4 protein-coding genes are annotated in these 14,114 nt (G+C 73.6%); 2 read left to right on the top strand and 2 right to left on the bottom strand.

The window, feature by feature from the left end:
- The first annotated feature begins 246 nt into the window (after window positions 1–246).
- Together K7C98_RS23955 and K7C98_RS23960 are read left to right on the top strand one after the other, a co-directional pair.
- Window positions 247–2,004, top strand: a complete 1,758-nt coding sequence (locus K7C98_RS23955; protein ID WP_224194070.1) for a hypothetical protein — start codon at window positions 247–249, stop codon at window positions 2,002–2,004.
- 512 nt (window positions 2,005–2,516) lie between these two features.
- On the top strand, window positions 2,517–3,128 hold the full coding sequence (locus K7C98_RS23960) for a GNAT family N-acetyltransferase (protein WP_224194071.1): 612 nt from the start codon (window positions 2,517–2,519) through the stop codon (window positions 3,126–3,128).
- A 39-nt stretch (window positions 3,129–3,167) separates the two neighbouring features.
- Here K7C98_RS23960 and K7C98_RS23965 read toward each other — a convergent pair whose 3' ends face one another.
- On the bottom strand, window positions 3,168–12,614 hold the full coding sequence (locus tag K7C98_RS23965; protein ID WP_224194072.1) for a non-ribosomal peptide synthetase/type I polyketide synthase: 9,447 nt from the start codon (window positions 12,612–12,614) through the stop codon (window positions 3,168–3,170).
- A 66-nt stretch (window positions 12,615–12,680) separates the two neighbouring features.
- Window positions 12,681–13,841, bottom strand: coding sequence for a zinc-binding dehydrogenase (locus K7C98_RS23970; RefSeq protein WP_224194073.1), 1,161 nt, complete (start codon window positions 13,839–13,841; stop codon window positions 12,681–12,683).
- Window positions 13,842–14,114 lie beyond the last annotated feature (273 nt).

Genomic DNA, 14,114 nt, shown 5'->3' on the forward strand with positions numbered 1-14,114 from the left:
TTGATGCGCCTCGCCAAGGGCGCCGCCCGCGGCCGCAGACCAAGCCGTTGTGTGCTTCACGCACGCGCCGCGGCGCGGTCCTCGGCGCGGAGCGGCGCGAGCGCGCGGCTCGCTGGCGGACGCGGGCGCATGACCGCCCGGCAATGTTGGGGCCGATCGCGGACACGATTCGCGGCCGGCGTGGGGTCCGTCGTGGACACAGTCGCGTCTGGTTCGGCAAACCGGGCTCGTGTACCCTCGGCTCTCATGACTTTCGCTCGCTCCTTCCCGCTTGTTTTATGGACCATGGTGCTGGCCGCTTGCCCGGGCGACCCGGCGACGACCACCGAGAGCACGACGGAGCCCCCGGGCGACACGCCGGGCACGTCGACCTCGACCGGCGAGACCACCGAGGCGCCGACCACCGAGGTGCCGACCACCGGCGCGCCGACCACCGGCGATTCGACGACGACGAGCACGACCGGCACGACCGGCGACACGACCACCACCGGCGGCGACGGGGCGATCACGCGGGTGCTCTATCATCCGCACGTCGTGATCAACAACGCGCAGGCCGCGTCGGCGGCCCGCTACGTCGAGATCGTCGACGGCGTGGCCCAGCCGCCGGTGACCCTCGTCGATCCCGGCGGTCTGCCGCTGACGCGGGGCGAGGCGGTGGTCGACGGGCGCTGGGCGCCGTACTACACGTTCGGGCCGGAGCCGCCGCGGCTGTGGGCGGTCGACCTGGACGCCCTCGCGGCCCACGAGGTCGCGCTGCCGCCCGACGCCGAGCGGATCGCGCTGGCCAAGACGTCGCGCGACGAGTCGCATTTGATCGTCTGGTTCGCCCCGCAGGGCAGCAGCGACGGCGCGGACTATCAATATTACGTGTGTGCGCTCGGGCCGGCGGGCGAGTGCGAGCTCGCGCCGGTCGAGTCGGCCGCCGGTCCCGCCACCTACATCGATGACATCCACGACATCTCGGGCACGAGCGGGCGGATCTGGTACAGCACGGCCGAGGTCGACGGCCCGGGGCGCACGGAGCTGATGGGCGACGTCACGGCCCCGGCCGACGCGATCACGCTGGCCGAATTCCCCGACTACGACAGCGGCCACTTCAGCTTCGTCTCGCTCGACGAGAAGACGGTGTACTTCAACCTCGCCGACGGGGCCGAGACGCACGCGATGGACATCAGCGCCGACCCGCCGGGCCCGATGGTGTCGCTGCACCCGCCGCTGCCGGGCGTGCGCCGCCGCTGGTCCGACGACGAGAAGGACCTGCTGCTGTTCGTCAGCGACGGCCTGTGGGGCGACCTGTCGCACGTCGCCGTCGACGGCGCGAGCGCGGGGCCGATGGTCGACCTCAACACCGGCGGGCCGGGGCACGTCTACACCAAGCCGCTGCAGCTGCTCCCGGACAGGCGCGTGCTGATCCTCGCCGACATCGAGGCGCCGATGATCAACCACGCGTACGTGCTCGACATCGCCGAACCCGACGCGCCGCCCCTGCAGCCGAGCGGGCCGCTGGGGCCGACCGGGACGGTCAACGACGCCTTCGTGCGCGACGACCCGGCGCACGTGTTCTACTACGCGCAGGAGACCGACCAGTCGCCCAACGAGCTCTACCGCGCGCGCCTCGAGCCGCCGGGCGAGCCGCACAAGCTCAACGCGCCGCTGCCCGACGGCAGCTATCTGCTGAGCGGGGCCTTCGCCACGTCGGCCGACGGTCAGCGGGTGATCTACGCCGGCTCGGAGGTCGCCGACCGGCTCGACCTGTTCCTCGTCGAGTTCGCCGGCGAGGCGCCGGGGACGCCGGTCAACCTCACCAGCGGCCTCCAGGATGAGGTCCACCTGCTCGGTCGCCTCGGGCCCGACGCCGCCCAGGCGTTCTTCGCCGTCAAGGACGCGAACAACGAGTTCGGCGCGCTCTACATGGTGCCGCTGTCGCCCGAGGTCGGCCCGCCGCAGGCGATCTCCGCGGCGGGCGAACAGGTGCAGCAGTACTACCTGCTGCCGGCGAAGTGAATGCGAGTATGTCGTGAAGGACATGCCCTTGAGGACATGTCCTTCGCGCCTTTCCGTGCGCCGGCGGGCGGTCGGTCAGTTGTCGGCCAGCAGCTAGGTCGCGAGCTGCTTGCCGATGGCGCTCGGATAGACCGGGGTCGGGGACGGCGAGCGGCTGGTCACCGGTATCGGCGGTCTCGCGTCCGCCCTCGCTCACGCCGGCGAGGGCGAGCCGCGGGATCACCATGATGGCGCGCGTCCAGACGGGCCAGAGATCCCGCGAGGACAAGCGGGACCAGGGCGGGGGCGGGCAGCCACTCGAGGGCGCGTACGGGGTGAGGCGGCAGGCGAACGATGACTCGGGTTCATCCGCGGCCACCCGGCCCGGCTGCGCCGGCGAGCGCGTCGTCGCAGACGTCCTTGCGGGCGCGTGGTGGCACGGCGGTTGCTGGCGTCGCGCCATGGCACCGGCGCTGCCGGTGTGCGCCGCTCCGCACCAACGTCCTCGACGCCGTGGTACGCATGCGAACGGCATGACGAGTCACGAGGGCATGAGTCGCGAGGGTGCGGGAGTTAGGGCTCGCCTGGCTGCGCAGCTCGCTGCCGGGGGGCTGCGGCTCACGGGGTCGGCGCCTCCGGTCGAGCTGGTCCGGCTGGACGAGGCGGACGCCGAGGCCCTGTTCCGGCTGATCGACGCCAACCGGGCCCACCTGCGCGAGTGGCTCGGCTGGCTCGACGCGACCGACAGCGCCGCGAACGTCCGCGAGTTCATCGCCGAGTCGCGGCGCCAGTTCGACGACGACGGCACGATCGTGTGGTCGATCCGCCACGACGGCGAGCCCGTCGGGGTGATCAGCTTCCACGCGATCGCTTGGGACGAGCTGCGCGCGTCGCTCGGGTACTGGCTGGCGCGACCGGCGATGGGCCGCGGGATCGCCACCTCGGCCCTGCGCGCGGTCGTGGCCTTCGGCTTCGGCGGGCTCGGGCTGCGCTGCCTGCGGGCGCGGATCGCCCCCGGCAACACCCGCAGCGCGGCCCTGGTCCGCCGGCTCGGCTTCCGCTCGGTCGGGATCATCGACCCCGGTGAGTGGCTGTACGGCCGGTCGGTCGCCCACGAGGTGTTCGAACTCGAGGACATGTCCTGAAGGAAATGTCCTGAAGGGCATGTTCTTCGGATCATGTCCTTACAGCCTGGCGAGCGCGCCCGCCAGGATCGCCGCGGTGGCGGCGACGGCCGGCTCGTCCATCATCGAGAAGTGGTCGGCGTCGACGCCGGCGCGGGTGAACGCGCCGTCGACCAGGTCCATCCACGCGCGGTCGGCGTGGCGATCGTCGGGGTCGGCCTGGACGCGGGCCTTGACGTACAGCGCGTCGACCGGCAGCGGGGCCGGCTCGCAGCCGGCGAGGGCCTGCCAGGTGGCGCGGACGAGCGCGCGGAAGGCCGGATCGCCGCGCAGGGTCGCGGCGAACTGTTCGTAGGCGCGGGACGAGTCGGCGCGCATCTGCTCGGCGATCCGGAACAGGTCGTCGTCGCCGGCGATGACGAGGCGGCGCGCGAGGTCGAGGGCGGAGGTGTCGAGCAGCGCGACGAGGTCGACGCGCTCGCCCTCGGCGAGCAGCTGCCGCGCCATCTCGAAGGCGATGACGCCGCCCGCCGAGTGGCCGCCGAGCAGGTACGGGCCGCTGGCCTGGACGGCGCGCACCTCGGCGAGGTAGCGGGCCACGAGCTCGTCCATGCGCGCGTACACGGGCTCGCCGGGCTCCATGCCCGAGGCGCGCAGGCCGGTCACGTGCAGCGCGGGCGGGAGCCGCTGCGCCAGTGGCAGGTAGGTGAAGACGGTGCCGCCGATCGGCTGGACCAGGAAGAGCCGCCGGCCCGGACCCGGGCGCAAGGTGACGGCGAGGCTGGCGGGCGCGGGCGGGGTCGCGTCGGTCGGCTCGCTCGCGGGCAGGCGCGCGCGCACGGCCGCGGCGAGGCCGGCCGGCGTGGGGTGCTCGACGAACGCGTGCACCGGCAGCTTGACGGCCAGCAGCTCCTCGAGGCGCACGCGCACACGCAGGGCCAGGAACGACGAGCCGCCGAGGTCGAAGAAGTTGTCGTCCGCGGCCGGCGGCGGGACGCCGAGCACGTCGGCGAACACGTCGGCGATCGTCCGCGCGACGGGGTCGGCGGAGGACGGCGCGCGCGACTCGACGGCCGGCGATGCGAGCGGCGACGCCGGTGCTGCGAGCGCCGCGGCGCCGCGACGGGGCAGCTCGTGGTGGACGCGCTCGAAGGCGTAGGTCGGCAGCGGAACGCGGCGCCGCTGCTCGCCGGCGAACAGCTCGCGCCAGCGAATGTCGGTACCGCGGCACCACAGCTGCGCGAGCGCGTGGGTGAACTCTTCGAGGTCGGTGCGGCGACCGCCGCGGGTCGCCATCGTGGTCAGGATGAGGCGGCCGCGCGCGGCGGGATGGCGCCGCGCGAGGCCGGCGAGCGTGCGCCCGGGGCCGACCTCGACGAGGACGAGCTCGGGATCGGCGAGCAGCCGGTCGAGGCCGGCGGCGAAGCGCACGGTGCCTCGCAGGTGGCGCGCCCAGTGCAGCGGGTCGCGGGCCTCGTCGGCGCCGAGCCAGTCGCCGGTGACGTTGGAGACGAGGGGGATCGCCGGGGCCGAGAGTTGCAATTGCTGCGCGCAGGCGACGAGCTGTGGCAGCAGCGGCTCGACCAATGCGCAGTGCGAGGCGCCGGCCACCGGCAGCCGCTTGTATTCGACGCCGTCGCGGGCGAGCTCGGCCTCCATGCGGGCGATCGCGTCGACGCGGCCCGCGACCACGCAGCTGTCCGCGGCGTTGACGACGGCGAGGTCGAGGCCGTCGCCGAGCCGGGGCGCGAGCTCGTCCGCGGGCAGGGCGACGGCCAGCAGCGCGGCCTCGACGTCCAATGATTCGTGAAGGCGCGCGCGCGTGGCCAGCAGGCGGACGGCGTCGTCGAGCGAGAGGACGCCGGCGATCGCGGCCGCGGTGTACTCGCCGAGGCTGTGGCCGGTCAGCGCCGCCGGCACGACGCCGAGTGCCATCATTCGTCGGGCCAGCGCGTATTCGCAGCAGAAGATCGCCGGCAAGAAGCGGGTCGGCCGGCGCAGCTCGCGGGCGGCCGCCTCGGGGTCGCCGGCGTACAGCAGGGCGCGGACGTCGAATTCGAGCTCGCCGGCGAAGCGCGCGGCGGCGGCGTCGAATTCGGCGCGGTACTGCGGATCGTGCTCGTACGACTCGCGGCCCATGCCGACCTCCTGCGTGCCGCCGCCGGGGAACAGGAAGGCGACCCGCGGCGGACGCTCGCCGGCGACGCCCTCGACCACGAGGGTCCGATCGGCGGCGCGCAGCGCATGGACGGCCCCGGCGACGTCGCGGGCGATCACCGCCATTCGCCGCGGCAGGGCGGTCCGGCCGCGGGCGAGCGTGTGGGCGACGTCGGCCAGCGGCGGCGCGTCGGGGCGGTCGAGGGCGTCGCTCAAGCGCGCGGCGCCATTCGCCAGCGAGCCGGGCGACCGCGCCGACAGCACGAGCAGCTGCACCGGCCGCGACGGGCCCGAGGGCGGGAGCGCCGGGGCCTCCTCGAGGATCGCGTGGGCGTTGGTGCCGCCGACCCCGAACGAGCTCACGGCGGCGAATCGCGGCACATGTCCTCTCGGCCATGGCCGCAGCTCGGGGTCGACGAAGAACGGGCTGTCGGCGAGCGCGAGCTCGGGGTTGGCGGCGCGGAAGTGCAGGGTCGGCGGGATGGCCTCGCGCGCGAGCGCCAGCGCGGCCTTGATCAGGCCGGTGACGCCAGCGGTGGCCCCGAGGTGACCGATGTTGCCCTTGATCGAGCCGAGCGCGCAGTAGCCCGACCGGGCGGTGGTGCGGCGCCAGGCCTGGGTCAGGGCCGCGACCTCGATCGGGTCGCCGAGCCGCGTCGCGGTGCCGTGCGCCTCGACCAGGCCGATCGCCCCCGGGTCGACGCCGGCGAGCGCGAGCGCCCGCTCGATCACCTCGCATTGCCCCGGGACGCTCGGCGCGGTCAGGCCGACCTTGCGCGCGCCGTCGTTGTTGATCGCCGTCGCCCGGATCACCGCGTGGATCGTGTCACCGTCGGCCAGCGCGTCGGCGAGCCGCTTCAGCACCACCACGGCGACCCCGCTGCCGGCGACGATGCCCTGCGCGTCGGCGTCGAAGGGCCGGCAGCGGCCGTCCTGCGACACCACCGCGCCGCCCTCCGACACGTGCCCGAGCCGGTCCGGCGGCAGCACCACCGCGCCGCCGGCGAGGGCGACCGAGCATTCGCCCGCGAGGATGCTCTGACACGCGAGGTGCACTGCCACCAATGAGGTCGAGCAGGCGGTCTGCACGGTGAAGGCCGGACCGCGCAGGCCGAGCTCGTAGGCGACGCGGGTGGCCAGGGTGTCGCTCATGTTGCCGAAGCCGGCCTCGTACTCCTCGAGGCTCAGCGGACCGCCGGCGTCGCCGATCCGCTCGAGCCAGTAGCGCGGCACGTCGCAGCCGGCGAACACGCCGACAGGCTCGTCGATGCCGCGCGGCGGATGACCGGCGTGCTCGAGCGCGGCCCAGGCGACCTCGAGCAGGACGCGCTGCTGCGGATCGATGAGCCGGGCCTCGCGCGGCGAGTAGCCGAAGAAGGCGGCGTCGAAGCACATCGCGTCGGGCATGACGCCGATCGCCGGGACGAACCGCGGGGACTGCACGAGCGCCGGGTCGACGCCGGCGGCCGCGAGCTGCTCGCGCGTGAAGAACGACACCAGCTCGCGGCCGGCCGCGATGGCCTCCCACAGCGCGTCGACGCTGGCGGCGCTGGGGAACCGCCCGGCCATGCCGACGATGGCGATCGCCCGCGCGCTCGCGTCGGTCGGTGTGTGGGGGCGCGGAGCGGGAGCGTGCGGCGCAGGGTCGTCGCGCCGGCCGTCGAGGTGCGCGGCGAGGCTGCGGACGGTCGGGTGGCGGAACAGGTCGACGATGCCGAGCTCGCGCCCGAGCGCGCGCGCGAGGCCGGCGCGCACCTGGGCGAGCAGCAGCGAGTGGCCGCCGAGGTCGAAGAAGCGATCGTCGAGGCCGACGTGATCGACGCGCAGCACCTCGCGCCAGATGCTGGCGATCGTCTGCTCGAGCGCGGTGCGCGGCGACGAGTCGCGGTCGGCGTTCACGGCTCGTTCGCGGGCAGGCGGCAGGGCCCGGCGATCGAGCTTGCCGCTCGGCAGCAGCGGCAGGCCCGGCAGCTCGACGAAGGCGGCCGGGAGCATCACCTCGGGCAGGCGCGCGCGCAGGCGCGTCCGCAGCGCGGCGATGTCGAGCGGCGCGGCCCCGCGGGCGGTGACGTAGGCGACGAGGCGCCTGTCCCCGGGGACATCTTCGCGCACGATCGCGGCGGCGCTCGCGATCGCGGGGTCCTCGGCGAGCACCGCCTCGATCTCGCCGAGCTCGACCCGGACGCCGCGCAGCTTGACCTGCGCGTCGGCGCGGCCGACGTACTCGAGGGTGCCATCATCGGCGCGCCGCGCGAGGTCGCCGGTGCGGTACATCCGCGCGCCCGGCGCCCACGGATCGGCGACGAAGCGCTCGTCGGTGAGCTCCGGCCTCCCGAGGTAGCCGCGGGCCAGCGCGACGCCGGCGATGTACAGCTCGCCGGTCACGCCCGGCGGCACGGGGCGCTGGCGGGGGTCGAGCACGTAGATCCGCGTGTTGGCGATCGCGCGCCCGATCGGCGGCAGGTTCGGCCAGGCCGCGGCAGGCCCGGTCAGCACGTGCGCGGTGACCACGTGCGCCTCGGTCGGTCCGTAGTGATTGTGCAGCGCGCACGCGGGCAGCCGCGCGAAGCAGTCGCGGATCGCCGGCGAGATCTTGAGCTGCTCGCCCGCGGTCACGACGTCGACCAGCGTGGTGGGCACGCGCGCGAGCGTCGCGGCGGCCTCGGCCAAATGCTGCAGGAACACGAACGGCACGAACAGGCGCGCGATCGCCTGGCGCTCGATGAGGTGCCACAGCGCCGGCGCGTCGCGCCGCGTCTCCTCGGACACGAGCACCAGGGTCCCGCCCGCGGCCCAGGTCGTCAAAAACTCCTGGGCCGAGACGTCGAAGTTGAGCGAGGCGAACTGCAGCGTCCGCGCCGGCCGCCCGAGCCGCGGATCGTCGAGGTGCCACTGCACGAGGTTGCGCAGGGCGCCGTGACCCATCGCCACGCCCTTGGGCCGGCCGGTCGAGCCGGAGGTGTAGAGCACGTAGGCGAGGTCGTCGGCGCCGAGGGTGATGCCCGGGCGCTCGGGGGAGGCGTGGTGTGATGATTCCGGCGCGACGAGGAGCGCCGCGTGCGGCGGCAGGTCGGCGGCCGCGGCCGGGTCGGCGACGATCCACCGCAGCGCCGCGTCCTCGACGATGTAGGCGAGCCGCTGCGCCGGATACGACGGATCGAGCGGCACGTAGGCGCCGCCGGCCTTGAGGATCGCCAGCACCGCGACGAAGGTGGTCGGCGTGCGGGCGGCGACCACGCCGACGAGGCTGCCGGCGCCGACCCCGAGCGCGCGCAGGTGCTGCGCCAGGCGATTGGCCCGCCGCTCGAGCTCTTCATACGAGAGGACCTCGTCGTCGGCGACGAGCGCGGCGGCCTGCGGGGTGCGATCGACCTGCGCCTCGACGAACGCGTGCACTCCGCCGTCGAGCGCGACGTCGCGGACCGGCCCGCACGCGCCGGCAAACTGCTGCGATTGCTCGGCGGGCGACATCAAGGGCAATGTGGTGAGGCTGGTCGGCGGCGCGTCGACGGCGGCCACCACGGCCGCGAAGGCGCGCGCGAGCGCGGCGATCCGCCAGCGGTCGAACAGGTCGCTCGCGTACTCGAAGGCCGCGTCGAGGCCGCCGTCCGCGGTCTCGCGCGTGAGCAGGGTGAGGTCGAAGATCGCGCCGCCGGCGTGCAGGTCGAGCGGCCTCGCCTCGCAGTCGGGCAATTGCAGGCCCGGCTCGCCGCCCGGCTGCGGCGCGAACGCGACCTGCACCAGCGGCGAACCGCCGGCGTCGCGCGGCGCTCCGATGGCCCGGACGATCTGCTCGAAGGGGACCGCCTCGTCCTGATGCGCGGCGAGCACCGCGTCGCGCACGCGCGCGAGCAATGTCGGCAGTGCGGGATCGTCGGCGAGCTCGAGGCGGATCGGCAGGGTGTCGACGAAGAAGCCGGCGATGTCCTCCAATTCGAGCCGCGTGCGCGCGGCGGAGGTCAGGCCCACGACGAGGTCGTCCTGGTCCGAGAATCGCCGCAGGACGGCGGCGAAGATCGCCAGCAGCCCCATCGCCAGGGTCGCGCCGGCCGAGCGCGCCAGGCGGCGCAGGGGGGCCAGCTCCGCGGGGGATACGGTGAATCGCAGCCGGTCGCCGCGCAGGGCCGGCGCGTCCGTCCGCGGCCGGTCCGCCGGCAATGCGAGCAGGGCGGGCGCGCCCGCCAGGCGGGTCCGCCAGCGCTCCAGCGCAGCCGCGCGTGAATCAGTGGACCACGAACTGCGCTGCCAGGCGGCGTAATCGGCGTACGACAGGGCGGGTGGTGCGGTGGGCGCGACGACGCCAGCCCGTGCGGCGACGTACGCCTGGCCGAGCTCGCGCAGCAGCAACGCCTCGGTCCAGGCGTCGGTGGCGATGTGGTGCAGCACGAGCCACAGGACCCGATCGCGCGGTCCCAGGCGGACCACGCCGGTGCGGACGGGCGACCCGGCTGCCAGGTCGAAGGGACGGGCCGCAGCGGCCTCCAGCGCGCGCTGCAGGGCAGACTCGCGGTCCTCCGGCGGCGCGTCGCCGAGGTCGAGGCGTTCGAGCGCGAGGCGGGGCGCGGGATCGATCACGCGCTGCGGCACGCCGGCGACGCTGATGAATCGCGTGCGCAGGATCTCGTGGCGCTGCGCCAGCGCTCGCAGGGCGGCCTCGAGGTGATTTTCATTAAAATCGCCGGTGACGCGAAACGCCAGCGGGCAATGATAGGCAGCGCTGTCGGGCGCGAGCTGGTGGAGGAAGTACAGCCGCTCCTCCGCGAACGAGAGCACCACCGGCGGCTCGCCGGGTGCGCGGCGGAGCGCGTCGGTCTCGCCGTCGTTGCCGCGGTGCTCGAGCTGCGCGGCGAGCCCGGCGATCGTGGGGCGGGCGAAGAAATCGGCGAGCGAGACCTCGCCGCCGAGCGCCCGGCGCAGGCGCGTGAGGATCTGCGCGGCGTGCAGGGAGTGACCGCCGAGGTCGAGGAAATCGTCGGTTACCCCACATTCGCGCAGGCCGAGGACGTCGGCCCAGATCGCGGCGATGCGGGCCTCGAGCGGCGTCCGGGGCGCGACGCCGCTGGACGAACGCGCGAACTGGCGCTCGTCGGGGGCGGGCAGGGCCTTGCGGTCGATCTTGCCGTTCGCGTTGACCGGGATCGCGGCCAGCGGGACGATCGCCGCCGGGACCATGTATGCCGGCAGCCGATCCGCCAGGTCGGCGCGCAGCGACGCCACGCGGTCGTCGGTCGACCGCGGTGAATCGGCGAGGACGACGTACGCGACGAGGCGGCGGTCGCCTGCGTGCTCGGCCACGACGACGACCGCGGCGCGCACCCCCTCTTGCTCGCGGAGCGCGGCCTCGATCTCCCCCGGCTCGACGCGGAACCCGCGGATCTTGACCTGGTGATCGATGCGGCCCAGGAACTCGATCAAACCGTCGGCGCGCCGGCGCGCCAGGTCGCCGGTGCGGTACAGCCGCTGGCCGGGGACTGTGGTGAATGGGTCGGGCACGAAGCACTCGGCCGTCAGCTCGGGGCGGCCCCAGTAGCCGCGGCTGACCTGCACGCCGCCGATGTACAGCTCGCCCGGGGCGCCGGGCGGGACCGGCTCGCCGTGGCGGTCGAGCAGGTAGATCGTGCAATTGGGGAGCGGCGCGCCGAGCGGGACGGTCCGCGCGTCCTCGCCGGGCTCGCAGCGGTGCGAGGTGACCTCGATCGCCGCCTCGGTCGGGCCGTAGAAGTTGTAGAGCTCGACGCCGAGGCGGGCGTGGCAGGCGCGCGCGACCGCGGGGGGCAGCGCCTCGCCGCTGCACAGCACCCGCCGCAGCGAGCGGCACGGCGACAGATCGACCTGCTCGAGGAAGGCCGCCAGCATCGGCGGCACGAAGTGAATCGTCGTGATCGCGTGCCGGTGGATCGCCTCGACCAGGTACGCCGGATCGCGGTGACCGCCCGGTCGCGCCATCACCAGCGTCGCGCCGGTCACGAGCGGCCAGAAGAACTCGTTGACCGAGACGTCGAAGCCGTACGGGGTCTTCTGCAGCACCGGCTCGCCCGTGGCCAGCGGGATCTCCCGCTGCATCGCCAGCAGGCGATTGACGACACCGCGGTGGACGTTCATCACTCCCTTGGGCCGACCGGTCGAGCCCGAGGTGTACAGGACGTAGATCAGATCGTCGGGCGAGACGCGAACGGGGCCTGTCTCCGGAGCCAGGTCGGCAGAGTGCACACATTCGTCGAGGACGAGGACCGCTTCGCCCGGCAACGCCGCCAGGTGCTGCCGCTGCGCCAGCAGCACCCGGGCGCCGCAGTCCGCGAGCATCCGCGCGAGCCGCTCCCGCGGGTGCTGCGGATCGAGCGGCACATACGCGGCCCCGGCCTTGAGGATCCCGAGGAGCCCGGCGACCAGCTCGAGCGAACGGTCGGCGCAGATGGCGACGAGCGCGCCGGGGCCGGCTCCTCGCCGCCGCAGCGCGCCGGCGACCGCGTCGGCGCGGCGATCCAGCTCGGCGTAGGTCCACTGGCCGTCGTCGGCGACCACGGCGACGCGATCGGGGCTGCGCGCGACCTGGGCCTCGACCAGCGTGTGCACACAGACGTCATTCGCCAGGTCGATCGTCGTATCGTTGCCTTCCGCGACGACGCGGCGCCGCTCGCTCGCCGACAACAGCGGCAGCGCGGTGGCGGGCGCCCCGGGTGTGGCCGCGGCCGCGCGCAGCAGCACGTGCCAGCGGGCGAGCACGCCGGCGAGCGCGGCGGCGTCGTGGCTCCCGGGCCGCCACGAGGCGCGGAGCGACATCTTCGCGGTGCTCACATTGGCGCTGAACACGAGATCGACGCGCCGCGCCTCGCCTGTCCCCGGCCGCGGCGCGTCGTCGTCGCCCCCGATCACCCAGAATGCGATCGGAAACGCCAGATCCTGACCTCCGGCGGCGGCGGCGGCGATGATGTCGTCGGCGCCGGTCGGGTGGGTCGCGCCGCTGCGGATCATGCCCTGGGCCGCGCGGACCACGGCGGTGAAGGCGACGTCCGGCTCGATGTGCCCGCGCGCCGGCGCCGGTGGTCTTCCACCGTGGCAGCGCGCGAGGACGACGATGTCGGATTGCCCGGTGTGCCGGGCCAGCACGACCCACAGACTGGCGAGCACGATCGCCGCCGGCGGGACGTCGAGGCTCGCCGCCAGCGCGCGCACCGCGGCCGAGTCCTCGGCGCCGAGCGAATGATCGAGCGCCGTCGCGGCGTCGTCGGCGGAGTGTGCAAATTCTCCGGGGAGGTCCAGCCGAGGCGGCGCGCCGGCCAGCGCGCCGAGCCAGAACGCGACGGACTCATGAGACTCCCGGAGGTCGTCCAGGGGCTGTCCCGATTTCATGTTGGTACTCCTCGTCGGCGATCGTCGTGGCCTCGAGGCCACGCGCCGGGCGCCACCGCGCCTCGCTCAGATTGGATTGACCCCGTACACGGGGAAGTAGGAGCGCAGGCGGCCGGCGGTCGCGTCGCGGGCGAGGCGACCGATCTCTTCCCAGGAATAGATCTCCGAGACCTGCGGCATCCAGCCCTCACGCGCGGCGTAGTCCATCGCCGCAGGCGAATCCCCGTGGCGGATGTAATGTGAATGCACGTGGACGTGGCGGCCGATGCACTCGATCGCGCGGTTGACCGTCATCTGCATACCCATCAGCCAGCCGGCCGTCGCCAGCACGCCCTGGCGGGCCAGCGCCTTGACGCTGGCGCGGAACACCGGCGCGCCGATGTAATCGAAGACGATCGCGGCGTTCCGCCCGTGCGTCCAATCGCCCACGATGTCGAGGAACGCGCGCTCCGACTGGCGATATGCCGCCCGGTAATCGGGGTCCCGCCCATATCGTGCCTCGTCGAACTCGATGTCCGAGAAGCGCCTGCGGTCGATCCCCACGATCCCGAGCCTGGCGAGCTCGGCCAAGCGTTCGGAGCTGCCCGTCACCATCGCGGTGCGGCAGCCGGCGCGCCGGGCGAGGTCGAGGGCGGCGAGCGTCGATCCTCCGCCCCAGCCCAGCACGTAGGGCGCGGGGTCCTCGTGCGCGTCGACCTGCAGGCGGTACGCGCCGATGGCCACGCGATAATTCGACCATGCCGTCAAATACCGCACCGAGAACGCCGCCCACTGCTCGAGGCGATAGTTCGAGGCGGGCGGCAGCGGGAGGAAGTTGCGCGCGGCGACCTTGGTGCGCTTGGCGAGGACACCGACAGTGCCGGGGGCGTCGTAGCCCTGCACCAGGACGGTGTAGCCGAATTCGTCCTGCACATGACCGCCATAGAGAATCCCGACGTCGCCCTCGTGGATTCCACGAACATCGCTACCGGCCCGCAGGACCCGCAGGACGCTGCCGTTGCCGATGACGACGCGTCGCTCGCGGCGCTGGCTGCAAATGTCGATCGGGCGCCGCTGTAGGGAATGGGTCATGTTGCCCTCCCAGCTGCCGAACAGCGGCTCGACCAGCAATTCGTCGCTCTCCGGGCCGGGGAACGAGAATTTCTCGAGGCGAAATTCATCGGAGTCCAGCGCGGATTGAATGTGACCAGAGCGCTCGTAGAGCACCCACGCTTCGGTGTCGATCATGCGCACCCCCCCGTCCTCGACGGCGCCCACACGAAATGGCTACACCCCGCGGCGCAGCCATCAATGATCTGTCTATGCCACGGCCATTCGACAGACGGAAGGGGGCGCGCGGAAAAGCGGAACGATGGAGACTCACACGGCGACGGCGATAGCGCGTATGTCGGAGCCCGACGAGTGTAGGTGTCGGTCGGATGAACCGTCGGTGAAACCGGGAAATGCCGGCGCCTCGCTCGAAGCTGCACAGGGGGGTGGGGGCGCCACGGCGCCGGGCGA

Origin of the sequence: Nannocystis pusilla, assembly GCF_020073745.1 — a bacterium.
GTDB lineage: Bacteria > Myxococcota_A > Polyangia > Nannocystales > Nannocystaceae > Nannocystis > Nannocystis radixulma.

Excerpts from the sequence above, each read along its gene's own strand:
- K7C98_RS23955 (WP_224194070.1), top strand. The coding sequence starts at position 247 with ATGACTTTCGCTCGCTCCTTCCCGCTTGTTTTATGGACCATGGTGCTG.
- K7C98_RS23960 (WP_224194071.1), top strand. The coding sequence starts at position 2,517 with ATGACGAGTCACGAGGGCATGAGTCGCGAGGGTGCGGGAGTTAGGGCT.
- K7C98_RS23965 (WP_224194072.1), bottom strand. The coding sequence starts at position 12,614 with ATGAAATCGGGACAGCCCCTGGACGACCTCCGGGAGTCTCATGAGTCC.
- K7C98_RS23970 (WP_224194073.1), bottom strand. The coding sequence starts at position 13,841 with ATGATCGACACCGAAGCGTGGGTGCTCTACGAGCGCTCTGGTCACATT.